The sequence below is a fragment of the Amycolatopsis sp. NBC_01307 genome (genome assembly GCF_035975215.1).
GTDB lineage: Bacteria > Actinomycetota > Actinomycetes > Mycobacteriales > Pseudonocardiaceae > Amycolatopsis.
Genome location: NZ_CP108403.1, coordinates 7,136,085 through 7,160,803, shown reverse-complemented (window position 1 = coordinate 7,160,803; position 24,719 = coordinate 7,136,085). Strand labels below are relative to the sequence as shown.

Annotated in this window: 21 protein-coding genes; 13 read left to right on the top strand and 8 right to left on the bottom strand. The window is 71.7% G+C overall.

Annotation, left to right across the window (positions count from 1 at the left end):
• Window positions 1-41: 41 nt before the first annotated feature.
• Window positions 42-683 carry a dTMP kinase gene (locus OG439_RS31020; protein ID WP_326944291.1) on the top strand — a complete coding sequence of 214 codons (642 nt, stop codon included), beginning with the start codon at window positions 42-44 and terminating at the stop codon, window positions 681-683.
• Here the strand turns inward: OG439_RS31020 and solA are convergent.
• The 3 genes from solA to OG439_RS31005 form a co-directional block, all read right to left on the bottom strand.
• Window positions 680-1,807 (bottom strand): N-methyl-L-tryptophan oxidase, encoded by a 1,128-nt coding sequence (solA, locus tag OG439_RS31015; RefSeq protein ID WP_326944290.1) that lies wholly within the window; start codon window positions 1,805-1,807, stop codon window positions 680-682. The genes OG439_RS31020 and solA overlap by 4 nt on opposite strands.
• Window positions 1,804-3,993, bottom strand: coding sequence for an FAD-dependent oxidoreductase (locus tag OG439_RS31010; RefSeq protein ID WP_326944289.1), 2,190 nt, complete (start codon window positions 3,991-3,993; stop codon window positions 1,804-1,806). Before OG439_RS31010 ends, solA begins: the two co-directional genes overlap by 4 nt.
• A 63-nt stretch (window positions 3,994-4,056) precedes the next feature.
• Window positions 4,057-4,530, bottom strand: coding sequence for a hypothetical protein (locus tag OG439_RS31005; RefSeq protein WP_326944288.1), 474 nt, complete (start codon window positions 4,528-4,530; stop codon window positions 4,057-4,059).
• 64 nt (window positions 4,531-4,594) lie between these two features.
• Between OG439_RS31005 and OG439_RS31000 the strand changes: the two genes are divergently transcribed.
• Window positions 4,595-5,566 carry a helix-turn-helix transcriptional regulator gene (locus OG439_RS31000; RefSeq protein WP_326944287.1) on the top strand — a complete coding sequence of 324 codons (972 nt, stop codon included), beginning with the start codon at window positions 4,595-4,597 and terminating at the stop codon, window positions 5,564-5,566.
• On the opposite strand, the gene OG439_RS30995 is transcribed toward OG439_RS31000, so the two are convergent.
• Window positions 5,563-6,348 (bottom strand): IclR family transcriptional regulator, encoded by a 786-nt coding sequence (locus tag OG439_RS30995; protein ID WP_326944286.1) that lies wholly within the window; start codon window positions 6,346-6,348, stop codon window positions 5,563-5,565. The two genes, OG439_RS31000 and OG439_RS30995, sit on opposite strands and share 4 nt — an antisense overlap.
• A gap of 164 nt (window positions 6,349-6,512) precedes the next feature.
• On the opposite strand from OG439_RS30995, the gene OG439_RS30990 reads away from it, so the two are divergent.
• The 8 genes from OG439_RS30990 to OG439_RS30955 all read left to right on the top strand — a co-directional run bounded on the left by OG439_RS30990 (window position 6,513) and on the right by OG439_RS30955 (window position 18,486).
• Complete coding sequence (locus OG439_RS30990) at window positions 6,513-6,830, top strand: bifunctional 3-phenylpropionate/cinnamic acid dioxygenase ferredoxin subunit (protein WP_326944285.1); 318 nt, start codon at window positions 6,513-6,515, stop codon at window positions 6,828-6,830.
• 178 nt (window positions 6,831-7,008) lie between these two features.
• Window positions 7,009-7,686: an MtrAB system response regulator MtrA gene (gene mtrA / locus OG439_RS30985; RefSeq protein ID WP_005150760.1), complete on the top strand. Its 678-nt coding sequence runs from the start codon at window positions 7,009-7,011 to the stop codon at window positions 7,684-7,686.
• A gap of 7 nt (window positions 7,687-7,693) precedes the next feature.
• Window positions 7,694-9,418, top strand: a complete 1,725-nt coding sequence (mtrB, locus tag OG439_RS30980) for an MtrAB system histidine kinase MtrB (RefSeq protein ID WP_326944284.1) — start codon at window positions 7,694-7,696, stop codon at window positions 9,416-9,418.
• Window positions 9,415-11,127, top strand: a complete 1,713-nt coding sequence (locus tag OG439_RS30975; protein WP_326944283.1) for an LpqB family beta-propeller domain-containing protein — start codon at window positions 9,415-9,417, stop codon at window positions 11,125-11,127. The genes mtrB and OG439_RS30975 overlap by 4 nt, the downstream gene beginning before the upstream one ends.
• A gap of 970 nt (window positions 11,128-12,097) precedes the next feature.
• On the top strand, window positions 12,098-12,349 hold the full coding sequence (locus tag OG439_RS30970) for a hypothetical protein (protein ID WP_326944282.1): 252 nt from the start codon (window positions 12,098-12,100) through the stop codon (window positions 12,347-12,349).
• 1,084 nt (window positions 12,350-13,433) lie between these two features.
• Window positions 13,434-14,123 (top strand): ribosome hibernation-promoting factor, HPF/YfiA family, encoded by a 690-nt coding sequence (gene hpf / locus OG439_RS30965; protein ID WP_326944281.1) that lies wholly within the window; start codon window positions 13,434-13,436, stop codon window positions 14,121-14,123.
• Window positions 14,124-14,329: 206 nt separating this feature from the next.
• Window positions 14,330-17,215, top strand: coding sequence for a preprotein translocase subunit SecA (secA, locus tag OG439_RS30960; protein WP_326944280.1), 2,886 nt, complete (start codon window positions 14,330-14,332; stop codon window positions 17,213-17,215).
• A gap of 71 nt (window positions 17,216-17,286) precedes the next feature.
• Window positions 17,287-18,486: a cytochrome P450 gene (locus OG439_RS30955; protein ID WP_326944279.1), complete on the top strand. Its 1,200-nt coding sequence runs from the start codon at window positions 17,287-17,289 to the stop codon at window positions 18,484-18,486.
• Between the two features lie 251 nt (window positions 18,487-18,737).
• Here OG439_RS30955 and OG439_RS30950 read toward each other — a convergent pair whose 3' ends face one another.
• Window positions 18,738-19,199 carry an Rv3235 family protein gene (locus OG439_RS30950; RefSeq protein ID WP_326944278.1) on the bottom strand — a complete coding sequence of 154 codons (462 nt, stop codon included), beginning with the start codon at window positions 19,197-19,199 and terminating at the stop codon, window positions 18,738-18,740.
• 211 nt (window positions 19,200-19,410) lie between these two features.
• Here OG439_RS30950 and OG439_RS30945 point away from each other — a divergent pair, with 211 nt between their 5' ends.
• Window positions 19,411-19,785 (top strand): HAD-IA family hydrolase, encoded by a 375-nt coding sequence (locus OG439_RS30945; protein ID WP_247063642.1) that lies wholly within the window; start codon window positions 19,411-19,413, stop codon window positions 19,783-19,785.
• A gap of 4 nt (window positions 19,786-19,789) precedes the next feature.
• On the opposite strand, the gene OG439_RS30940 is transcribed toward OG439_RS30945, so the two are convergent.
• Window positions 19,790-20,551 carry a TrmH family RNA methyltransferase gene (locus tag OG439_RS30940; RefSeq protein WP_326944277.1) on the bottom strand — a complete coding sequence of 254 codons (762 nt, stop codon included), beginning with the start codon at window positions 20,549-20,551 and terminating at the stop codon, window positions 19,790-19,792.
• 34 nt (window positions 20,552-20,585) lie between these two features.
• Here OG439_RS30940 and OG439_RS30935 point away from each other — a divergent pair, with 34 nt between their 5' ends.
• The gene (locus OG439_RS30935; RefSeq protein WP_326944276.1) at window positions 20,586-21,992 is read left to right on the top strand and encodes a WS/DGAT/MGAT family O-acyltransferase; all 1,407 of its coding nucleotides are present in this window, start codon (window positions 20,586-20,588) and stop codon (window positions 21,990-21,992) included.
• Window positions 21,989-22,480, top strand: a complete 492-nt coding sequence (locus tag OG439_RS30930; RefSeq protein ID WP_247057468.1) for a DUF6912 family protein — start codon at window positions 21,989-21,991, stop codon at window positions 22,478-22,480. The genes OG439_RS30935 and OG439_RS30930 overlap by 4 nt, the downstream gene beginning before the upstream one ends.
• A gap of 491 nt (window positions 22,481-22,971) precedes the next feature.
• Here the strand turns inward: OG439_RS30930 and OG439_RS30925 are convergent, their stop codons facing one another.
• Entirely contained in the window at window positions 22,972-23,835 is an 864-nt protein-coding gene (locus OG439_RS30925) for an NAD-dependent epimerase/dehydratase family protein (RefSeq protein ID WP_326944275.1), read from the bottom strand.
• Window positions 23,836-23,886: 51 nt separating this feature from the next.
• Window positions 23,887-24,684 carry a hypothetical protein gene (locus tag OG439_RS30920; protein ID WP_326944274.1) on the bottom strand — a complete coding sequence of 266 codons (798 nt, stop codon included), beginning with the start codon at window positions 24,682-24,684 and terminating at the stop codon, window positions 23,887-23,889.
• Between the last annotated feature and the right edge of the window lie 35 nt (window positions 24,685-24,719).

Below are 24,719 nucleotides of genomic sequence, written 5' to 3'. Positions count from 1 at the left end.
TCCACCGAGCCCGCCGGTCCACCACCGTTACTGTGACGCCCATGGGGCGACTGGTGGTCATCGAAGGACTCGACGGCGCGGGCAAGCGCACGCTGACCGAGGGGTTGACGAACGCGTTGCGCGCCAAGGGCGCGAGCGTCGCGAAGCTGGCTTTCCCGCGGTACGGCGAGAGCGTGCACGCGGACCTCGTCAAGGAGGCCCTGCACCGCGGGCACGGCGACCTCGCCGACTCGGTGTACGGCATGGCCGTGCTCTACGCGCTGGACCGCAGCGGTGCCGCGGACGAGATCCGCGCCCTGCGTGACGCGCACGACGTCGTCCTGCTCGACCGGTACGTCGCGTCCAACGCCGCGTACGCGGCCGCGCGCCTGGGGCAGGACGCGGCCGGCGAGGTCGCGAAGTGGGTGTGGGAGCTGGAGGTCGACCGCTTCGGCCTGCCGCACCCGGACGCGCACCTGCTGCTGCGGGTCGCCGCGTCGGTCGCGGCGGAGCGCGCCGAACGCCGCGCGGCGGCCGAAACCGACCGCGAGCGCGACGCCTTCGAGACCGACGACGGCCTCCAGCGGCGCTGCGCGGCGGTGTACGACGAGCTGGCCGCCGCGGGCTGGTTCTCACCGTGGCACGTCCTGGACGGCGTCGCGGGCGTCGACCTCGAAGCGCTGGCCGCGACCCTGCTCGCCTAAAGCAGGCGCGCCGGGTCGAACTGGGCGATCGGGTGCGCGGTCGTCCCGTCGACGACCAGGTCCGCGACGATCTCGCCCACCACCGGCGCGAACTTGAAGCCGTGGCCGGAGAAGCCGCACGCCAGCAGCACCCGTTCCTCGGCCGGGTGCGGGGCCAGCACGAAGCTCTCGTCGGCGGTGTCGGTGTACATGCACGTCACCGCGCGGAGGAACGCGCCGGGCAGCGTCGGCAGGTGGCGCTTGACGACCGTGGCGATCTCGTGGACCTCGGCGTCGGTCACCGTCCGGTCGAGGCCGTCGGGTGTGCACGGCCGGCCGCCGCTGTGGAACGCGACCTTCACGCCGTCGCCCGCCGCGTTGTGCGCGGGGAAGCCGTAGAACGTGTAGCCGTCGCCTTCCCAGATGTAGACCGGGTGCCGGCGGAACGGTTCGACTCCACCCGAGGGCGCGAACCAGAACTGCACCTGCCGCCGCACGGTGAACGCGACGCCGAGGTCGCGCAGCAGCTCGCCGGCCCACGCGCCGGGGCACAGCACCAGCCGGTCGGCCGTGTAGTAGTTGTGCGACGTCCCGACGCGCACGCCGCCGGCCGTGGTGCTCCAGGTGAACACCTTCTCCTCGTGGTGCAGTTCGGCGCCGCACCGCGCGGCGAGCTGCAGGTGCGCGGCGACGCTGCCCTCGGGTGACACCAGGCCGGCACCCGGTTCGTACAGCGCGACCTCGTCGGGCGCCGGCGACGTCGTCGGGTAGCGGCGGCGCAGCTCGCGCGCGTCGAGCAGTTCGTGCGGCACACCGAACGCCTTCGCCGAAGCGACGCTGCCGGTGATCGTCCGCGACGCCGCCGTGCCGACCATCAGCCCGCCGCAGCGGGTGAACAGGCGGCGTCCGCTGTCGCGCTCGAGGCCGTCCCACAGTTCGTGGGCCCGCAGCAGGAGCGGCACGTACTCGGGGCCTTCGAGGTAGGCCTGGCGCGTGATCCGCGAACCGCCGTGGCTCGACCCGAGGTGGTGCACCGGCGCGAACTGGTCGAGGCCGAGCACCCGTTGCCCGCGTTGCGCCAGCCGGTACGCGGCGGCGCTGCCCATGCCGCCGAGGCCGAGCACGATCACGTCGTAGTGCGTCACGTGACCCTCCCGGGAACGCGCGTGCCGAAGTACTCGATCTCCACCCGCGTCCCCGGCACGCTGTACTCCACCGGAAGCCAGGCGTAGGCGACCGATTCGTCCCCGCTGGTGACGTACCCGGCCGCGCGGCCCTCGACGTACACCGGCTCCTTGCCCAGCACGACGCCGTCGACGCGCAACCGGGTCAGCCGGCGGCTCACGGTGGCTTCGGACCGGCCGGCGAGCGCGTCACGGCCGAGGAAGTAGCCCTTGTCCAGCCGGACGGCGGACCCGAGCCCGGCCTCGTACGGATCGTGCTCGGTGGTGACGTCGACGCCCGGCACGCGCACCCCGGCCGCCAGCCGCAGGCTCGTGTACGCCTGGTGCCCGGCGGCGACGATCCCGCGCGCCCGCAGGGTGTCCCACAGCCGGCGGCCCACATCCGCCGTGGCGTGCAGCTCCCAGCCGGGAACGCCCACAGTGGACAGTCGCAACGCGACGACCGGGACGTCGTCCACGTAGGTCTCCTCGGCCGAGCAGTCCGTTGTGGACAGTTCGGGTAGGACGTCGTCGGCGTGCGGCCCCCAGACGCCGACGCAGCAGGTGCCGGGTGTGGTCTCGTGGAGCTGCACGGCGCCGTCGCCCGGCAGGTGGCGCCGCAGCCAGTCGAAGTCCGCCCGGCCGGTGGCGCCGACGTGGAACCGCTCGTCGCCGAGCCGGGCCACGGTCACCTGGCCGCGCACCCCGCCGTCCTCGCTCAGCAGCAGCGTGCGGGTGACCGAGCCCGGCGGCCCGGCCAGGTCGCCGGTCGTCATGGCCTGCAGGAACGGCAGCGCGCCCGGGCCGGTGACCGCCAGCCGCGGCCCGGCGGTCAGGTCGAACATCGCGACGCGCTCGCGAGCCGCGAGCGCCTCCGCGCTCCCGATCGGCGACCAGTGCCGCGCGGCCCAGCCGGTGCGCGCCGAGACGCCGGGCAGGTCCGCGTTGGCCTGGTACCACTGCGGCCGCGCCCACCCGCCGGACGGCAGGAAGTGCGCGCCCAGCTCGGTTTGCCGCTCGGCTAAGGGACTGCTGCGAAGCAGTGCTTCCCGGGGATCCAGCGGGTGCACGATCTCGTGGACCTCGGCGAACCGGCGGCCCCGCACCGAAACGCGGTCGAAGCGGGCCAGGTCGCAGCCGTGGACGGCCAGCGCCGGCTGCCCGTCGACCAGCCAGCGCGCCAGCTCGCGCGCGACCCCGGCGGAGTGCTCGTCCCGGACGGCTTCGGCCACCCAGAAGCCTTCGAGGTCCGGGTGCTCGCCCAGCAGCGGCAGCCCGTCCGGCGTGCCCGGGAGCGTCAGAGTGGTGACGGTCTCGGCCTTGGCGTCGCGGAGCGCGGGCAGCAGCGCGGCCGCCGCCTCCCACGCCGCGTCGAACTCGTCCGAATCGACGTCGAGCGCGCCGACGCCGAGCCGGTCGACGTGCTCGCGGACGTAGAGCGCGCGGTCGTGGTGGCGCAGCACGGGTTTGCCCGCCTGCGCGTGGTCGTCGTTGTGCCCGGCCAGTTCCGCCAGCGGTGACGTCCGCGCGTACCGGTGCGGCAGTGGCAGGTGCGGCACCGCCAGGCCGACGAGCGCGCCGGCGCCGGCGCACGACACGACGACGTCGGCGCGCAGCCGCCCGGAAGCCGTGACGACGCCGGTGACGCGCCCGCCGGCGCGGTCGATCGCCACGACGTCGTCGTCGAGGAACTTCGCGCCCCGCCCGGCGGCCCGCCGGGCCTGGGCTTCCGCCGCGTGCCCGGCGTGCAGGAGGCCGTCGCCGGGGACGTGGAACCCGCCCAGGACCCGGGTTTCGTCGAGGAGCGGGTGCAGGTCGGCGCACTCGTGGGGCGCGCGCAGGAAGCCGCGCACGCCCCACGACGTCGCCCAGCCGCGCCGCCGCTTCAGGTCCGCGAGCCGCTCGGGCGTCGTCGCGAGCTCCAGGCTGCCCACCGGGTTGAAGCACCACCGGCCGTCGAGCGTGAGGCCGCTGCACTTCGCGACGGTGTACTTCGCGAACTCCGTCAGCGTGCGGTCCGCGTCGGTGCGGAACACGAGCCCGGGGGTGTCGGGCCGCTCGCCGCCGCCCAGCACCGTGACGTCGGTCCAGCCGCGTTCGGTCAGCTCGTCGGCGAGCGCGCAGGCGACGAGGCCGGCGCCGATGACCACCACCCGGGGCTGTGCCATCGCGGGATCCCTCCGGGCGAAGTTGCGTCTTCGGCAACAACGTGCGTCATGCGCGACTTGCTGTCAAGCGCCCGAAAAGGTGCCGGTTCCGGCCCGGGTGAACTCCATGACCCAGTTGGATTCCCAGGTCTTCCCGCCGTCGGCCGAGAACTCCTGTTCCCACCGCGGCGACGGCCCCGCGGTGCCCGACCAGAGGTAGTGCGCCTTGATCGGCCGGCCCTCGTGGACGTCGTCGCCGTAGAAGTCGCCGCGGCCGTCGGCGAAGGTGCCGACGACCGGCGGCTGGAGCACCCCGGTGCGGTCGTTGGCCCAGTAGATCGACCACTCCTTCCGCTCGACGTCGAACAGGCGCAGCGTGAACCCGCGGAAGCCGCGAGCGGGGAAGCGGATCTCCTCGGTGTTGCCGCCGCCCTCGAAGAGGGTCCGGCAGGTGGTGGTGCCGGGGTAGACGTCCCAGTCGTCGCTGCCGGCGAAGATCGTCTTGAGCCGCCGGCTGACGACGGTCCAGGAGCCGTGGAGGAAGTCGAAGTCGTTCATGACGGCGATCCTGGGGCGCCACCACTGACACCTTCTGTCAGTGGTGGCTGGCAGACTCCGGCGGGTGCGAGCGAGCCGGCTGGTGTCCCTGCTCCTGCTGCTGCAGAACCGCGGCCGGATGAGCGCGTCGCGCCTGGCCGCCGAGCTGGGCGTGACCGCCCGGACCGTCTACCGCGACGTCGAGGCCCTGGCCGCGGCGGGCGTGCCGATCTACGCCGAGCCCGGCCCGAGCGGCGGCTACCAGCTGATGGACGGCTACCGCACCCGGCTGACCGGTCTGACCGCCGACGAGGCCGAGTCGCTGTTCCTCACCGGGCTGCCGCAGCCCGCCGCCGAGCTGGGCCTGGGCGCCCAGGTGGCCGCGGCCGAGCTGAAGCTGACGGCGGCGCTGCCGACGCCGTACCGGGACGCCTCGACCCGCATCCGGCAGCGCTTCCACCTCGACGCGCCCGGCTGGTACCGCGAAGCGGACCCGGTGCCGAAGCTGCTCGCCGCCGCGGAAGCCCTGTGGCGGGACCAGGTCGTCGAGGTCCGCTACCGCCGCTGGTCACCGCGCCCCGGCGTCGTGACGCGGCGGCTGCACCCGCTTGGCCTGGTCCTTAAGGCCGGCGTCTGGTACCTCGTCGCGGCCGGGCGGTCGGAGCCGCGCACCTACCGCGTCACGAACATCGTGGCCCTGACGCCGCTCGACGAGCAGGTCACCCGGCCCGACGCCTTCGACCTCGCGGAGTTCTGGCGGGCGCACGTCGAGCGGTACGAGGCGGCGGACATCGACGAGACGGCCGTCGTCCGCCTCTCGCCGGCGGGCATCGCGGCCCTGCCGGACATCCTCGGCCCGAAGGCGGCCCGGCTCGTCTCGCACACGCTCGAACCCGCGGACGCCGAGGGCTGGCGGCGCGCGACCGTCCCGCTGGAGAGCGTCCCGCACGCCGCCGCCGGACTGCTGCGGCTCGGCGCGGACGCGCAGGTCCTGGAACCCGCGGAACTGGTGGCGCACATGGGAAGGACGATCCGGGCGATGGCCCGGCTGTACTAGTCCCTGAAGTAGCCCAGCTGCGCGGAAAGGTCGTCCGCCGCCTCGGCCATCGGCCGCACGATCTGCTTCACCCGCTGCTTCGAGAGCCGGTACGACGGGCCAGACGCGCTCATCGCGGCGACGACGTCCCCGCCCGGGCCGTGGATCGGCACCGCCACCGCGTGCATGCCGAGCTCGAACTCCTCGTAGCAGGCCGCGTAACCGTCCTCGAGGATCCGTTCCAGCTCGGTCATCAGCTCGTCCGGCTCGACGGTCGTGCGCGGCGTGTACTGCTCCAGCTTCCGCTTCAGCACCCGCTTGCGTTCGGCTTCGGCCATGTAGGCCAAGAGGATCTTGCCGCTGGAGGTCGCGTGCAACGGCGTCCGCTGGCCGGTCCAGTTCTGCGTGGTGATCGCCGCCGCGCCGCGGGCCTGGCTGATGTTGATCGCGACGCCGTCGTCGGCGATGGCGATGTTCACGGTCTCGCCGAGCTCCTCGGCGAGGCTCAGGCAGCTGGTGCGGCCGAGCTTCGCCAGGTCCATCCGCCCGGTCGCGGCGCCCGCCAGCCGCACGATGCCGAAGCCGATCGCGTACTTCCCGCGTTCGCCGAGCTGCTCGACCAGGCCTCTCGACTCCAGGACGCTGAGCAGGCGTGACGCCGTCGATTTGTGCACGCCCAGCTCGCCCGCGATCTCCGTGATGCCGGTTTCGCCGTTGCGGGCGAGCAGCTCCAGCACGCTGATCGCCCGGTCGACCGACTGCACCTGGCTCTGAGTTGCGTTGCCCGAGTCCTGGTTCCGCATAGCGCAACACTATCCGTTTTGCGCACTCCCTATCGGCTGAGTGGGCGAATCTCTTGACGCGGCCGCCCGTCGGACCGGATTGTTGCGCAAGAAGCGCAGCGTCGCGCAATGCGCAACTTTCACGAACCGTCCCGGCATCCCGCCAGTCGTTTCCGGAGGCCCTGATGATCCGCGCCTGCGCCGTCACCGACCTGCCCGAGGGCGAAGCCCGCCGCCTCGACGGGCCCGTCCCGATCGCGGTGTTCCACACCGAAGCCGGCTTCTTCGCCGTCGACGACACCTGCACCCACCAGGACGCATCGCTGGCCGACGGCTGGCTGGAGGGCTGTTTCGTCGAGTGCCCGCTGCACGCCGCCCGGTTCGACCTGCGCACCGGCGCGCCCACCTGCCTGCCCGCCAAGAAGGCCGTGCGGACGCACCGCGTGGTCGTCGAGGACGGCGTCGTCTTCGTCGACGCGCCGGTCCCGGCCGTCACCCCCTGAGCCCTTCCCGCAGGTCCGTGAAGGTCACCTTGAGGGACCCGGAGTCCCTGAAGGCGGCCTTCACGGACCGTCCAGGGGCACCCGGATGGAGCAGGGACCCGTGCCGATCTTGATCTTTCTGGTGGTCAAACACGCGGGTCGCGCGTACGGGCGTCGGAACTAGTGCGAATATGTGGTCATGAAGGCACGTGTTCTCGTGGTCGACGACGACCCTGCACTCGCGGAGATGCTCACCATCGTGCTCCGTGGGGAGGGGTTCGACACGGCGGTGGTCGCCGACGGCTCACGCGCGCTTCCCGCGCTGCGTGAACTGAAGCCCGACCTCGTCCTGCTCGACCTGATGCTGCCCGGGATGAACGGGATCGACGTCTGCAAGGCGATCCGCGCCGAGTCCGGGGTACCGATCGTCATGCTCACCGCCAAGAGCGACACGGTCGACATCGTCCTCGGCCTGGAGTCCGGCGCCGACGACTACGTCGTCAAGCCGTTCAAGCCGAAGGAGCTGGTCGCCCGGGTCCGCGCCCGGATGCGCCGCACCGAGGCCGAACCGGCGGAGTCGCTCACGATCGGCGACCTGGCGATCGACGTGCCCGGCCACGAGGTCACGCGCGAGGGCAAGGCCATCCCGCTGACCCCGCTGGAGTTCGACCTGCTGGTGGCACTGGCCCGCAAGCCGCGCCAGGTGTTCACCCGCGAGGTGCTGCTCGAGCAGGTCTGGGGCTACCGGCACGCGGCCGACACCCGGCTGGTGAACGTGCACGTCCAGCGGCTGCGCTCCAAGGTCGAGAAGGATCCGGAACACCCCGAGGTGGTGTTGACCGTTCGCGGCGTCGGGTACAAGGCCGGCCCGCCGTGATGGCTCCATGACCGTGGAGACCGGCAGACGGCTCCCCGCGTTCGCGCGATCGACGGCACGCCTGGTGCGGCGTGTCGTCGTTTTCGCGCGCCGTCGCGCGGTCGCGTTCAACGAGCTGTGGAAGCACTCGCTCCAGTTCCGCGTGACCGTGTCGACCCTCGCGCTGTCCTCCGCCGTGGTGTTCGTGCTGGGCATGGTCCTGCAGAACCAGATCACCGAGCGGCTGCTGGACACCAAGCGCGACGCCGCCACCGCGCAGACCCGCGCGGCCGCGGAGACCGCCGCCGGTGAGCTCGTCGGCCTCGGCAGCGAGACGTCGGACGCGCTGCGCAACCGGCTCGAGAACGCGCTGAAGAAGATCGCGATCACGCCGACCAGCCAGGACGCGGCGGGCTCGGCGGCCGGCACGTTCATCCCGGTGCTCGCCAGCGGCGGTCACGACCAGTCCGGCAGCGAACCCGAGTTCGCCGGGCCGTTCGAGAACGTCCCGCCGCGGCTGCGGCAGTTCGTCGAAGCCGAGCAGACGAGCTACCTCGAGCACACCGTCCCCGACATGAACGGCGGGCGCACGACGTACCTGATCGTCGGGACGTCGCTCAAGACCGTCGCCAGCCCGCTGCAGCTGTACTTGCTGTTCCCGCTGACGACCGAGCAGAACACCGTCTCGACCGTGCAGAACACGCTGCTGGTCGGCGGCCTCGTCCTGCTGCTCCTGCTGGCCGGCATCACGAACCTGGTGGTGCGGCAGGTGGTGCGGCCGGTCCGGCAGGCCGCCGCGGCGGCGGAGCAGTTCGCCGGCGGCGACCTCGACCAGCGCGTCGCCGTGGTCGGCGAGGACGACCTGGCGAAGCTCGCCGTGTCCTACAACGGGATGGCCGCCAGCATCCAGCGCCAGATCCGCCAGCTCGAGGAGTTCGGCGGGCTGCAGCGCCGGTTCACCTCCGACGTCTCGCACGAGCTGCGGACGCCGCTGACCACCGTCCGGATGGCCGCCGACGTGCTGCACGCGTCCCGCGAGCAGTTCCCGGCCGGGCTCGCGCGCTCCACCGAGCTGCTGGTCGACGAGCTCGACCGGTTCGAGGCCCTGCTCGGCGACCTGCTGGAGATCAGCAGGCTCGACGCCGGCGTCGAGGAGCTGTCCGCGGAGTTCATCGACGTCCGCCCGATCGCCACCCGCGCGGTCGAGCAGGTGCGGGTCATCGCCGGCAACGCGGGCTCCTCGGTCGAGCTCGTGCTGCCCGACGAGGAGATCCCCGCCGACGTCGACTCGCGGCGCGTCGAGCGGATCCTGCGCAACCTGCTCGCCAACGCCGTCGACCACAGCGAGGGTCGGCCGGTGGTGCTCACCGTCGCGGCCAACGAGACCACCGTCGCCATCACCGTCCAGGACCGCGGCGTCGGCCTGCGGCCCGGCGAGGCGGACCTGGTGTTCAACCGGTTCTGGCGCGCCGACCCGTCGCGCAACCGGCGCACCGGCGGCACCGGCCTCGGCCTGGCGATCAGCCTCGAGGACGCGCGCCTGCACGGCGGCGAGCTCGACGCGTGGGGCGCGCCCGGCCAGGGCGCCTGCTTCCGGTTCCGCTTCCCGCGTCACCAGGACGTGCCCATCGGCGAGTCGCCGCTGGGCCTGCCGCCGCCGGAGCGCGTCCCGGGCGAGGTGCCGCTCGGGATCATCGAGGTGACGCCGGCGCCGGAGGCGATCTTCGCCGAGCGTGAGGAAGTCGGTCAGTGAAACGCGTTCTGCTCGCAGTGTTGTGCCTGGTGCTGGTGGCGGGCTGCGCCAACGTCCCGCTCGAGTCCCAGCCCGTCGTCGTCCCGGGGGAGCGCCAGGGCCAGGGCCAGAACGCCGAGGCACCCGAGCCGCAGGCGAACATCGACGCGCTGACGCTGGTCCGCGACTTCATCGGCGCGACGCTCAAGCCCGGCCAGAACAACGGCGCCGCCCGCGCCTACCTGGACGACCAGGGCCAGGCGACCTGGCGGCCCAGCCGCAGCCTGACGATCATCCAGGACACCTTCGGCACGGTCTACGACACCGAGCCGCAGCCGGACCCGAACACGCAGGTCGTCAACGTGCGCGGGTTCGACGTCGGCACGCTGGACCAGAACAGCGCGTTCGTCCCGGACTACAGCCCGGCGCTGCTCCACGTGAAGGTGCGCAAGCAGCCGACCGGCCAGTGGCGGATCGTCGACCCGCCCGCCGACCTGTACGCGACCGAGTCCGACTTCGCCGAGAACTACACCGCGGTGCCGGTGGTCTTCTACTCGGAGTCCGCCAACACGTTCGTCCCCGACCGGCGCTACGTCGTCGCGAAACCGCAGGCCGGGCTGCCGGGCCGGGTGATGGACATGCTGGTCGCCGGCCCGTCGACGAGCCTGGCCGGCGCGGTGAAGAACCTGCTCGGCGAACCGGTGGAGATCGACACCAACGTCAAGAGCCTCGACGACGGGACGCTGGTGGTGCCCCTGACCGGGTTGACCGGCGTCAGCGACGACACCCGCATCCTGATCGCCGCGCAGATCGTGCTTTCGCTGCAGTACGTGACGTCGGCGCGGATCCGGATCCTCGCCGACGGCGCCCCGCTGGTGCCGAACCACCCGGACTGGCGGCTGAGCGAGCTGCCCGCGTACGGCGCGGCGCTCTCGCCGAGCCAGGACCTGCTGGGGCTGATGACGGTCGGCGGCCGCGTCCGCTCCCTCGGCGACGGCGCCCCGATCGCCGGCCCGGCAGGCAACGGCGGCTACGACGTCGTCAACGCGGCCCAGTCGACCGACGGCAAGCGCCTCGCGGTGGTGGAACGCGCGGGCGGCGGCGTCCACCTGCGGATCGGCGACCTCGGCCGCGAGCTGCCGCAGCTCAGCGTGGCCGGCAACACCCTGAGCCGGCCGACGTGGCGCCCCGGCTCGTCCGAGGTGTGGACGGTTGTCGACCAGCAGTCGGTGGCCCGCGTCGTGCTGACCCCGAACGGCCAGTGGACCCCCTTGCTGGTGAACGCCGCCGACCTGATCCAGCAGGGCGACATCTCGGAGCTCAGGTTCTCCCGCGACGGCGCCCGGGTAGCGGCGGTGGTCAACGGCCAGCTGTGGGTGGCCTCGGTGGTCGGCTCGGGCGGCGACTCGGTCAGCCTGCGCGAGCCCCGCCACCTGCAGCCGCACGACCTCCACGACGTCGTCGACGTGGACTGGCTGGCCCAGGACACCCTGGTCGCGGTCACGACGAGCGTGTCCCAGCCGGTGGTCCGCGTGACGGTGGACGGCCAGCGCATGGACGCGTTCAACAGCTCCAACCTGACACCCCAGGTCCACGGCGTAACCGCGGCCCCCGGCAGGCCGATCGTGGTAGCGGACGCAAGCGGCCTGTGGACGGCCTCGGTGCTGGGCGAGGTGTGGCGCCCCCAGAGCCATTCGGCGAAGGACGCGGACCCCTTCTACCCGGGCTGACGGTTTCAGTCGATCGGGTGATCGCTGAGGGCCCGAAACTGTCGGTGGTGGTCGCGACACTTTCCGTGTGGTCATCAACGCGCTTCTGGAACTACTGATCCCCAGCCGCTGCGCCGCCTGCGGAGCCCGCGGCGCGCCTTGTTGCGCCCGCTGCGGGGGCGTTTGGGACGCGGTGCGGGAGGTCGCCCGCGTGCCCACGGCGGGCGTGGTCCGGGTGTTCTCACTGGCCAGGTACAGCGGCGTCGGTAGGCGGTTGTTGATCGCGTACAAGGAGCGGGGTCGTCGGGATCTGGCCCCGGCGTTGGGGTTGGCGCTGGCGGAGGCGTTGGTCGTGTTGCCGCTGCAGGAACCCTTGGTCGGCGGGCGAACACAGGCCGCGGCTGGAGCTGTTTCCGCAGGTCAGTCGCAGCAGGCTGCTGAGAGCGCAAGAACCGTGTCCGTCGGAGGGCCACAGTCGGCCGCTCGGAGCGCCGAAACCGGTTCCCGACGCCGGCCGCCAGGCCTGCCTCCGAGCGCCGGAACCGGTTCCCCGCGATGGCTGCCGGGCCTCTCTCCGAGGGCCGGAACTGCTGCTCGCGGTCACCAGTTGCCGGATTCTGGTCGCGCCACCGGAGCCATTTCCATCGACCGGCCATCGGATTGGGCGCGGAGCGCCGGTGCACCTTTGGGGCTCCGGCCACCAGGCCTTGCCTGCGCGACCGAAGTCGCTTCCGCCCATCAGCCACCGGACCAGGCCCGGAGCACCAGCGGCGCTTCCGAGGACTCACCAGACATGTCCCACGAGACCGGAACCGTGTCCGCCCACCGGCGCCCAGAGCTGGCTCCGAGCACCGGATCCGTCCCCGCGCATCGCAAGATCTGCCTTGTCCCGGCACCCAGCCGCCCCTCCGCATCCCGGGTCCGAGGTGGCCCGCACGTCGAACTCCTGGCAGTAGCCGCCGCGAAAGTCTTGGCTACTCGCGGTTTCGAAGTGGCCGTCGCACCGGCGTTGGAACTGGCCGGGAGCGCCCGCGACGCCGTCGGGCTCGGCCACGCCCAGCGCGCCGCCAACCTGGCCGGCCGGCTGCGATTCCGTGAAGCCGGACGCCCGCCACCCGGTTTCCCGGTGGTGGTCCTGGACGACGTGGTGACCACCGGAGCCACCGCCGCCGCATGCGTGCACGCACTGGCGGCGGAGGGCATCGCGGTCGCGGCCGTCCTCACCCTGCTCGCGGCCGGGTGAACTCCTGCGGGCGGGCGAACCGTGCGATCGGCACCCGAGCCTTCCGGCCGATACTGCCGTCAAATCATGCCGGAGCTTCGTTGCCCATCGCCTGAACCCGGCGCCCGCAGCCAGAACTCCCAAGCCCCGCCGGAACTCCGGTGCGACTGCCAAAACCCGGCGCCCACCGCCCGAAACTCCGACACCCATTGCCGAGACTTCGGAGCCCGCCCGACCGAAAGCGCCCAAACCTGGCGTCGCCAACCCCGGCAGCGCCCAAACCTGGCGTCGCCAAGCCCGGCGCCGCCAAGCCCGGCGCCGCCGAGCCCGGCTCAGCGAGCCATCCAGCCGGTCCAAGAAAGATTTCCCACCCGGGTGAATCCGCGACATCCGACCGCCAGCCACCGCCCAACCACACCACCCCGCCCCCGGAACCCGACCCCAAACCAGAACGGCGGTTTCACCAGGTCACACCAGTCTCCCCAAGCCCCACCGACCCCATCCGCACCACAAGATCCCCAGCCACCGAAAGCACCCGCCAAACCCAGCCCCCGCAGCCGGGTGACCCGGGTGTCACCTGGACGAGTGACTTCCGGCGGGAACGCGAGCGGCGCCGCGGCCGTTGTCCGGGCATGAGGGTGTCGATCAAAGCCACTCGGGTGCCGAACCACTCCACCGGAGTGGTGGCTGTGCCGGACAAGGCCGTCACCCTCGGCGTCCTTGCAGCTGGAGTGATGCGCCGTCCGTGTGATGCCACGGCAACCGGCGAGCGTCCGACCAGCGGGTGTTTTCTGGTGTTCACTCCCCGCTCACTGCGCGGGGTGACGGAGTCTCATTCCCCGACATCCCCCGGCTCGGGGGCTGTTGTAACGGGCGTGAGGAAGCTAACGTGCTCCGCTATCAGCAATCCCCGCAGGCAGGGAGGTGACGAGCCCATGTCCCTGGCGCCGGAGGTGCGCTGAGTCCGCGCTCGGGCATCCGGCACGAGACGTCGTGAACCGATCCGAGTTCCTTCTCAGCCCGCGATCCGGGCTTCCGTCCCCGCTACACCGGCGCCGTGTGTGAACTCAACAGCTCGCAGTCATCTCAGCGAGGGAGGTCGTGTATGGACATCGTCGTTAAGGGCCGCAACGTAGAGGTGCCCGAGCACTATCGGGCACTCGTCAGCGAAAAGCTGGCCCGCCTCGAGCGCTACGACAGGAAAGTCATCCGGTACGACGTGGAGCTGTTCCACGAACCCAACCGGCGCCAGGCCAAGAGCTGCCAGCGCGTCGAAATCACCGGAAAGGGGCGTGGCCCGGCCGTACGCGCTGAAGCGTGTGCCGCCGACTTCTACGCAGCGCTCGATTCCGCAGTCACCAAGCTGGAGAACCGGCTGCGGAGGACACACGACCGGAGGCGCGTGCACTACGGGCGCAGCCGACCGGAGTCGGTCGCCGAAGCGACCTCGGTATTGCCGGGTGGTACCTCCCCGGCCGCCGCCGCCAGTCCCGCCGCGCGTACCGCGGTGTTGGACGCACCCGAGGCCGAACCGCAGCTGAACGGTTTCGCGAGTGCCGACGAGATCACCCTGCCCCAGCAGCAGAGCTGGGCCGACGACGACCTGGGCCACCAGCCCGGCCGCGTCGTCCGCGAGAAGCAGCACACCGCCGATCCGATGACGGTGGACCAGGCTCTCTACGAGATGGAACTGGTCGGCCACGATTTCTACCTCTTCAACGACTCCGACGCGGGGCGGCCCAGCGTGGTCTACCGGCGGAAAGGCTTCGACTACGGCGTGATCCGGCTCGGCTGAGCCGGCTCTGAGGAGGCCTTCGCCGATGGCCCGCACGCGCTCGCGTGCGGGCCATCCGCATGTCAGGACGTACGGCGTGTGCACACGACGCCCCGGGTTCCCTACGATGGGGTGGAACGGTGGCGCCGACCCACGGCGGCCGCCGTGGGAGAACCTGCCCGGGACCGGCCTGGGCGCGCTCATGATCAGCTAGTGAGGTCGACCGGATGGTGCTGAACCGCCTGCTCCGCGCGGGCGAGGGCAAGATGGTGAAGCGGCTGCGCAACATCGCCGATCACATCAACACCCTCGAAGACGACGTCAAGGACCTGACCGACGCCGAGCTGCGGGCCAAGACGGACGAGTTCCGCAAGCGGCACGCCGGCGGGGAGTCCCTGGACGACCTGCTGCCGGAGGCTTTCGCGGTCGCCCGCGAGGCCGCCAAGCGCGTGCTCGGCCAGCGGCACTTCGACGTCCAGCTGATGGGCGGCGCCGCCCTGCACCTGGGCCAGGTCGCCGAGATGAAGACCGGTGAGGGCAAGACCCTGACCTGTGTCCTCGCGGCGTACCTCAACGCCATCCCCGGCAAGGGCGTCCACGTCGTCACGACGAACGACTACCTGGCCAAGCGCGACTCCGAGTGGATGGGCCGCATCCACCGCTTCCTCGGGCTCGAGGTCGGCGTCATCCTGTCGGAGCAGCAGCCGGACGTCCGGCGCAACCAGTACAACGCCGACGTCACCTACGGCACGAACAACGAGTTCGGCTTCGACTACCTGCGCGACAACATGGCGTGGAGCCTGGACGACTGCGTCCAGCGCGGCCACAACTACGCCATCGTCGACGAGGTGGACTCGATCCTCATCGACGAGGCCCGGACGCCGCTGATCATCTCGGGCCCGGCGGACCAGTCGTCGCGCTGGTACGTCGAGTTCGCGCGGCTCGCCCCGCTGATGAACGGCATCGACACCACCACGATGGGGTCGCGCGAGCGGCTCGAGAAGACGAACCTGATCAACTCGAAGTACCACTACGAGGTCGACGTCCGGAAGCGCACCGTCGCCGTCACCGAAAAGGGCGTCCGGTTCGTCGAGGACCAGCTCGGCATCGAGAACCTGTACGAGGCCGCGAACACCCCGCTGGTCGGGTACCTGAACAACGCGCTGAAGGTGCAGGAGCTCTTCCACCGCGACAAGGACTACATCGTCCGCAACGGTGAGGTCGCGATCGTCGACGAGTTCACCGGCCGCGTGCTCCACGGCCGCCGCTACAACGAGGGCATGCACCAGGCGATCGAGGCCAAGGAAAAGGTCGAGATCAAGGCCGAGAACCAGACGCTCGCCACGATCACGCTGCAGAACTACTTCCGCCTCTACGGGAAGCTGTCCGGCATGACCGGTACGGCCGAGACCGAGGCCGCCGAGTTCCACCAGACCTACAAGCTGGGTGTGGTGCCGATCCCGACGAACCGTCCGATGGTCCGCGCCGACCAGCCGGACCTGATCTACAAGACCGAAGAGGCGAAGTACGAGGCCGTCGCCGAGGACATCGCCGAGCGGCACGAGAAGGGCCAGCCGGTCCTGGTCGGCACCACGAGCGTCGAGAAGTCCGAGCGGCTCTCGAAGCTGCTGGTCAAGCTGAGCGTGCCGCACGAGGTGCTCAACGCGAAGCACCACGACCGGGAGGCGCTGATCGTCGCGCGCGCCGGCCAGAAGGGCGCCGTCACGGTCGCCACGAACATGGCCGGCCGCGGTACTGACATCGTGCTGGGCGGCAACCCCGACCTGATCGCCGACCACGTGCTGCGCGAGCAGGGCCTGGACCCGGTCGAGCACTCCGAGGAGTACGAGGCCGCTTGGCCCGGCATCCTCGAGAAGGTCAAGGAAGAGTCGAAGGCCGAGGCCGAGGTGGTCCGCGACGCGGGCGGCCTGTACGTGCTGGGCACCGAGCGGCACGAGTCGCGCCGCATCGACAACCAGCTCCGCGGCCGGTCCGGCCGGCAGGGCGACCCGGGCGAGTCCCGGTTCTACCTGTCGCTCGGTGACGAGCTCATGCGCCGCTTCAACGCGACCATGGTCGAGCGCGTCATGACGACCATGCGGCTGCCCGACGACGTGCCGATCGAGCACAAGATGGTCTCCAAGGCCATCAAGAGCGCGCAGACGCAGGTCGAGCAGATCAACATGGAGCAGCGCAAGGACGTCCTCAAGTACGACGAGGTCATGAACGAGCAGCGCAAGGTGATCTACGCCGAGCGCCACCGCGTGCTCGCCGGCGAGAGCCTGCGCGACCAGATCGAAGGGATGCTCGTCGACGTCGTCAACGCCTACGTGGACGGCGCGACGGCCAACGGCTACGCCGAGGACTGGGACCACGAGAAGCTGTGGACGGCGCTGAAGACGCTGTACCCGGTCAGCCTCGACTGGGACGACCTGCTGGAAGACGGCGACCTCGACGCGAACACCCTGCGCGAGGCGCTGGTGCAGGACGCCCGCGACGCCTACGACAAGCGCGAGGCGGAGATCAACGCGCTCGTCGGCCCGGAAGGCATGCGGACCCTGGAGGGCCAGGTCATGCTGACCGTCCTCGACCGCAAGTGGCGTGAGCACCTCTACGAGATGGACTACCTCAAGCAGGGCATCGGCATGCGGGCGCTCGCGCAGCGCGACCCGCTGATCGAGTACCAGCGCGAGGGCTTCGACATGTTCCGCGCGATGCTCGACTCGCTGAAGGAGGAGGCCGTCGGCTTCCTGTTCAACCTGCAGGTCGAGCGGGCCGAAGCGCCGCCCGCCGAAGACGCCGCCGCGCTGCCGGCGGGTGTCGGCAACGGCAACGGCCAGGCCGTGCCGGAAGGCCGGCACGCCCGGCCGGCGCCGCCGCAGCCGCCGACGACCGACACCGATTCCGTCCCGGCCGCGCTGCGCGGCAAGGGCCTGGGCGGCAACAGCCAGCAGTCGGGGCTGACGCTGTCGGGCCCGGGTGAGGACGGCGAGGTCGAAGCGCACGCCGAGGAAGCGGGCGACGGCGCGGGCGGAAGCGGAGCCACCCGGCGGGACCGCCGGGCCGCCCAGCGCGACGCCGCCAAGAAGGGCAAGAAGGGCCCGCGTCGCTGACGTGAGCCGCTGATGTGAGCCGAACCGGGGCGCGTGGACAACTCCACGCGCCCCGGTTTCGTGAACGGGGGATGGCCGTGACGACGATGTCGGCGGAGATGCAGGAGTTCTTCGCGCTGTTCGGCGCCGAGCGGCGGCCGGACCCGTACCCGCACTACCGGCGGTGGCGCGAGCGGCTGCCGGTCGCGCTCCTGGCCGAGGGGATGTTCGCCGTCAGCGGCCTCGCCGAAGCCACGCAGGTCCTGCGCGACCCGGCGTTCGGGCACCCCGAGCCGGAGTACCTGGACCCGGCGGACCGGCGGCCGGACCAGCCGGTCGACGAGTCGGGACGCGTGGTCCGGGCGTTCCTGTCGCTGAACCCGCCCGATCACACGCGGCTGCGGCGGCTGGTGGCGAAGGCGTTCACGCCGCGGATGGTCGAGCGGCTGGCGCCGCGGATCGACGAGATCACCGCGGACCTGATCGACCGCGCGCCGCGCGAGTTCGACCTGATGACGGCGCTCGCGAAGCCGTTGCCGGTCGAGGTGATCGCCGAACTGCTCGGCGTCCCGCTGGACGACCGCGAGCAGTTCGCGGAGTGGTCGCACGCGATGGCGCGGGCGCTGGACCCGCCGTTCCTGCAGAGCCCCGAGACGGTCGAACCGGCGGTCCGGGCGCGCCAGTCCTTCATCGCGTACTTCCGCGACCTGGCCGCGAAACGGCGGAGCGAGCCGGGGGAGGATCTCCTGTCCGCGCTGGTGGCGGTGTCCGACGCGGGCGACGTGCTCAGCGAGGGCGAGCTCCTGGTGACGCTCACGCTCCTGCTCATCGCCGGCCACGAGACGACGACGAACCTGATCGGCAACGGCGTCCTGGCGCTGCTCCGCCACGACGGCCTCGGGCCGGCCGCGGCGGCGCCGGACCGGGTGGTCGAAGAGGTGCTGCGCTACGACTCGCCGGTCCAGCTGACCTCGCGGACGGCGGTGCGCGACACGACGCTCGGCGCGCTGCCGGTCCCGGCGGGCAGCCAGGCGATCGTCCTGATCGGCGCGGCCAACCGCGACCCGGCGAGCGGCCCGGAGGCGTTCGACCCGGCCCGGGCGCCGGGCAAGCACCTGGCGTTCGGCCAGGGCATCCACTTCTGCCTCGGCGCGCCACTGGCCCGGCTCGAAGCCCGCGTCGTGTTCCGCGAGCTGGCCCGCCGCCGCCCGGACCTGGCGCTGAACGGCACCCCGGCCTGGAACCCGACGACCACCCTGCGCGGCCTGGCGACGCTGCCGGTCCGGTCGTGAATGGCGGAGAGGGTTAGGACCCGAACCACCACTCACGACCGTCCTGCCAGGATCAGGCCCGGTCGTGAGTGGCGAAGAGGGTTAGAACCCGAATCACCACTCACGACCGTCCCGCCGGGATCAAGCCCGGTCCAGCCGGCTGAACGACGCATCGGCCGTTCGCGACCGTCGAGACGGGACTGTCCCGACCGGCCGCTCACGACTGTCGCACTAGGACGGTTCCGGAGGGGCCCGTGCCGTGCCCGCCCGCTTCACGCCGCTGCCCGCTGGGGCCGGTGGTCCAGCCGCCTCGGTTTCAGCAGCGCGAACCGCACGCACTGCCACCCCGTCGTGGTGCGGGTGAAGCGGGCCGCCAGCGCGAACGACCGGCCGTCGGCCTCCACCCGGGCGCACGCCTCGATCACGCCCGCCACCGGGTTGCACGTGTGGACGGTGTGCGTCCGGTGCCGCGGCTGCGGCAGGCGTGGCCCGCTCAGCCCGGCGTACACCTCCGGCGCCACCAGGCCCCGGATCTGCGGCACCGGACGACGGCCGTCGTAGGCCTCCAGCAGCATGTTCAGCAGGTGGCCCACTTCGGACGCCTCGAGCTGCCTCGACGCCGGCCAGCGCGCGCCGGCCCGGCGGTGCTCCTCCGGTGTCACGGCCGCGAGCCGTTCGGCGCGGCGGGGTGCCTCGTAGCGGATCAGCGTTCTCAGGCGATGTTCCTCGGTCATTTCCTCCCCTCCCGGTCGCGGCATTTCGCCGCTTCCGCAGGCTTAGAGGGACGCGCGGCCCGAATCGCGTCAGGAATCGCTCGATTCGGGGGAGAATCGCCGAAGCGATGGCTTCGCCGGTTACCGTGCGCTAGGGGCACATCGCATTGTCGGACTCCGAGAGACAGCGCCCCGTTACCCGGCTATGGTGTGCCGGGTGCTGAAGGGGTTATTGGTCGATTTCGCCGGAGTTCTCACCGATCCCGACGCCGACCGCTTCTACGAATACCTGATGACCGCGCGCAAGCGGGGCGTCCGTACCGCGTTGCTGTCCAACGCACCCGGGGCGTCGGAGCAGGTCAAGAAAACCATGTTCGACTATTTCGACGCGCTGGTGTTCTCCGGCGAGGTCGGCGTGGCCAAACCGGATCCGGCGGTCTACCTGATCGCGGCGGACCGGCTGGCCCTGCCCGCCGTGCACTGTGCGTTCGTCGACGACTCCGCAGCGAACATCTTCGGTGCCGTCGAAGCGGGCATGGTGGGGGTGCACCACCGGTCGGTCGGGGAAACGCTCGCCGAACTCGGTGTGCTGTTCCCCGATCAGTGAACGATCAACGCGCGCGGCGGACCAGTTCGAAGGAAAGCACCGCCGCGGCGGCCGAGACATTGAGCGACTCGACGTCACCCGGCATCGGGATCGACACCCATTCGGTGACGAGCTCGCCGACGTCCGCGCCGACGCCGTCCGTTTCGCCGCCGAGTACAAAAGCCGCGCGCTGCGTCAGGTTTACGTCGAACAATGCGGTCTTCGAGGACGCGCCCAGCGCGTAGATGCCGTAGCCCGCTTCGGTCAGCATTTCGGCCGCCTCGCGCGCAGAGCCGCAGCGCAGCACCGGGGCGCGGAACGCGACCCCGGCCGAAGCCTTGACCACCAGCGGGTCCAGCGCCGCGACGCCGCGGCGCGGCACGATCACGCCGTCGAGCCCGGCCGCGGTCGCGGTGCGCAGGATCATGCCGACGTTCGCCGGGGTCGTGATGCCGTCCAGCAGCAGCACCCGCGACGGCGGCTGCCGGTCCTCCAGCGCCGAGGCCAGCGCGCGCATCCGCGGCGCGACGACGTCGGCGAGCACCCCCTGGTCCTGCTTGCCGTTGCCGGCGAGCACCTTGACCCGGTGGGCGCTGGCGCGCTGCACCGGCACGCCCGCGTCCTTGGCCGCGCGCTGGATCTCGGCCGCGCCCGGCCCGCGGGCGGTGTCGGCGAGGATCACCTTGTCCACGCGCAGGCCGCCGTCCGCCAGTGCCTCGAGCACCGGCTTCCGGCCGTACACGGTCAGGAAGCGGTCTTTCGGCGAGACAGTCGACTCATCACCCACACCGGGCAGTCTCGCATTGTGTAAGGATCGGCCCATGCCCGACCGCCTTTCCGCGCTGGACGCCTCGTTCCTCTACGTCGAGGACCACGCGACCCCGATGCACGTCGGCGGCGTGGCGATCTTCGAGCGGCCACGCTCCGGGTTCAGCTACGCGCAGCTGCTCGACCTCGTCGGTGCGCGCCTGGCGTACCTGCCGCGGTACCGGCAGCGCGTCGCGGAGGTGCCGGGGCACCTGGCGCGGCCGGTGTGGGTGGACGACGTCGACTTCGACCTGAACTACCACGTCCGGCGCTCGGCGCTGCCCCAGCCGGGCCGCGACGACCAGCTGTTCGACCTGGTGGCGCGGCTGATGTCGAGGCGGCTGGCGCCGGAGCGGCCGCTCTGGGAGGCGTACTTCATCGAGGGCCTGTCCGGCGACCGGATCGCGCTGGTCACCAAGACCCACCAGTCCGTTGTGGACGGTGTCGGTACGATCGAGCTCGGCCAGCTCATCCTCGACCCGACCCCGGCCGAGCCGGAGCCGTTCGAGGACATCTGGACGCCGCGGCGCGAACCGAGCCGCACCCAGCTGGTGCTCGACGCGGTCAGCGAGGGCGTCCAACGGCCGGCCGAGGTCGTCGAGAACGTCCGGTCGGCGGCGAACGACGCGGTCGCGGCGGCCGGGAAGTTCGCCGAGACCGTCGGCGGGGTGGCATCGGCGCTGCGCACGCTGGTCAACCCGGCGCCGCCGGGGCCGCTGAACGTCCGGGTGTCCGGCGGGCGCGTGTTCTCGGTGGTCCGCACGCGGCTCGAGGACTTCCGCAAGATCCGCGCGGAGCACGGCGGCACGGTCAACGACGTCGTCCTCGCGGCCATCACCGGCGCGTTGCGCGAGTGGCTGCTGTCGCGCGAGGAGACGCTGACCCCCGACGCGACGGTGCGGGCACTGGCGCCGATGGCGGTGCGCGACGCCGAGACGGCGGAGTACTCGACGCCGGGCCTGGTCGGCAACCAGGTGGCCGCGTACCTGGTGGACCTGCCGGTGGGCGAGCCCAACCCGGTGCTGCGGCTGCAGCACATCGGGCACGCGATGACCGAGCACCTCGACTCGGGCCGCTCGGTCGCCGCGCGCGGGTTGCTCAAGGTCGGCGGCTTCGCCCCGGCTACCCTGCATTCCCTCGGCGCACGTGCGGCGGGGTCGTTGTCGGGGCGGATCTTCAACGTCATGGTGACCAACTCGCCGGGCCCGCAGGTGCCGATGTACGCGGGAGAGGCGAGACTGGTCGAGATGTTCCCGGTGATGCCGCTGATGCGCACCCAGGCGCTGGCGATCGGGGTGACGTCGTACCACGGCGGCGTCTACTTCGGACTCAACGGCGACCGCAAGGCCGCGTTCGACGTCGACCTGCTGGCCGGGATGATCGAAGAATCCTTGGAAGAGCTGAAGGGTGCGCACTGGTGAGGGTCTATCTGCCTGCGACCATCGCGATGCTTCGCGACTTGGAAGCGTCGGGGGAGTTCCGCGCGCGCAACGGGACGGCGTTCGCGCTGACCCCGGCGCTGCGCGAGACGTACGTGAGCGGGTCGGACGAGGAGCTCGAGTACGCGGCGCTCCTGGACGCGGCCCGCGCTTCGCTGCGCCTGATCGCGGCGGAGGAGAAGGGCGAACCCCGCCGGGTGGTGGTGTCGGCGGACGTCGAGGGCATCACACTGCGCCCGGACCTGGACGCCCCGGTGGTCCGCATCGGCGGCCCGATCCCGCTGTCGGCGGTGGCGGCGGTCCACGTGGACAGCCCGGAGGCAGCGGACGCAGTCTCCGCGGCGGCGGGCGTGATCGACGCGGCCGACCTAGGGGACCTGGACGCGGAGTTCATCCTGGGCGACGCGGAGGATCACGAGCTGGCTTGGTACGCGCCGCAGGAGCTGCCGTTCCTGCTGGAGCTGCTCTGAGTTATCGGCCTTGAGCTGGCTGGCTCGACCTGTCGGCCTTGAGGTGCCCGACTCGACCTGTGCGGTTTGGGCTGTCGGGTCGAGTTGCCCAGCTCGGTCTTGTGCGGCACGAGCCGTCCGGCTCGAAGTTGTCCAGGTCGAGTTGCCCGGCTTGACCTGTGCGGTTGAGCTGTCGGGCTTGGGCAGTTCAGCTTGAGCTGTTCGGGTCGAGTTGCCGGCTTGAATCGGGAAGCTCAATTTGTCGGCTCGAGCTGTCCGGCGACGACCGACGCGGCCCGAGTTATCCGGCTCGACCTGCGCGGCAGGAGTTGCCCACAGGCTTGTGTGCATGTGGACAACTTCCGCGCCAAGCCGCTGATCTGGGGTTTCCGTCGGGGTAGGCCGATAGACTGGACCTGGGCACGCCCCCCGGGGATCGGGTGGGGGCCGGTCTTCGCCGGCCCGGGCCTGAACCCCTCAGCGCGGCTCGAACCGTCAGTGCGTCCCGGACCTCAGCGGGGTTCGAACCACTCCGGGCCTGGCTCCGGCAGCTCGCACCGCCAGCCCGTCGCGTCCGCCAGCTTCCGGGACACCACTCGCTGCGACCGGGCCATCGGTTCCGCCAGCGACAGTCGCGATGCCAGCCACTTCGGCACCGTCCGGGCCTTCCGGACTCCCGCCGCCTCGGCCATGACCCGGCCCAGGTGCTCCTTCCGCACCGGCGTCGCCCCGACGTTGTAGATCCCCGAAGGCGCCTTCAGCGAAGCGACCGCGCCCGCCGCCGCGTCGGTCGGGTGGATCGCCGTCGTCCAGTCCTTTCGGGCGCCCAGGATGAGCGGCGACAACAGCGCGCCCGTCCCCACCAGGTTCGCGATGCGCAGGCGGATCACCGTCCGGCCCGAAGCCTCCAGTGCGGCCACGTTGCCGTGCGCCCGCACCGAAGATGCCGTCACGCCCCGCGGCGATATGGGCGCCTCTTCGTCCAGCTCGTGGTCGCCGCCGTCCGCGTAGACGAACGAAATGCCCTCCTGGACCACGGTCCGCAGCTCGTCCACCCGACGCACCGCCGCCGCCAACGTCGCGCTGCCCGCCAGCCGGACGTGGTCGTTCTCGGCCCAAGACGCCTTGCGCGTCATGTCGCGTGGGCCCGGGATGCGTGTCGCGAGGTTCAGGACCGCGTCGTGGCCTCGCAACGCCGTGGCCAGTGACGTCTCGTCGAACAGGTCGCCCAGCACCGGCTTTGCGCCCGTCCGCTCGACCGCCAGCACGCGATCCGCGCTGCGGGCCAGCCCGCTCACCTCGTGGCCGGCCTGCAGCAGCCGCGCCACCGCCGGGACGCCCAGCACGCCCGTCGCCCCGATCACCATCACCCGCATGTCCTGACTCCCTTCGTCCCCGCGTGGACGAGGCGGTCGGCGGGAACGTGACTACGGTGTGAGCGTCCCCACCTGGTCCGGCGGCGGGGCCTGGACGTCGACCGGGGCGCCCCACTCCGTGTAGCGGGTCGTGATCTTTGCGCCGGAGCCGGGGGAACCAGAGGAGCCGGGAGAGCCGCCCGCGAGGATCGGCGACAGGTCCAGCACGATCTGCAGCGGCCGGTGGGTGTCGTCCAGCCAGAGCTCGACCGGGAACTTGCCGCCCAGCTGCCCCACCTCGTCCGCGGCCAGGCCCGCGGGCAGGTCCGCGCCGAGCTTCGCCAGGTCTAGGTCGACGCGGTAGTGCTCCGCGGCCACCCCGCCCAGGTCGGTGCGCTCGGCCGAGACGATCGTGCCCGCCGCCGCGACTTCGCCCAGCGTGTGCGCCGGGTCGTTCTGGGCCGCCAGCTGCCCGAGGCTGCCGCCGAGCACCTGGGAGAACGGGTCGGTGCCGTCCGGTGCGACCTCGACCCACGGCTTGGCCGTGCCGACCTGGTCGCGCGAGCCCTCCGGCACCTTCGCGTACAGCTTCCCGGCCACCAGCCGCAGCTCCATCGGCTCGCCGATGAAGTCCGTCGTCATCACCTGGGACGTCCCGCCGGCGCCGAACCGCGCCTGGCCCTGGCCCTTCGACCGGACCGAGCCGACGGCGACGTCCGTGGCGAACTTCGCCGACCCGCCGCTCGTGGTGGCCGCCGTCGCCGCGTCGGCCAGCGCGCGGGCGTCGGTGAACGTGGGTGGCGGTGAAGCGGAGCTGTCGCACGCGCCGGCGAGCAGGGCGAGCAGCAGCACGACGGCGGCTTTGCGCATGCGCCAACCAAAACACAGCGGCTCCCCCGAACCCG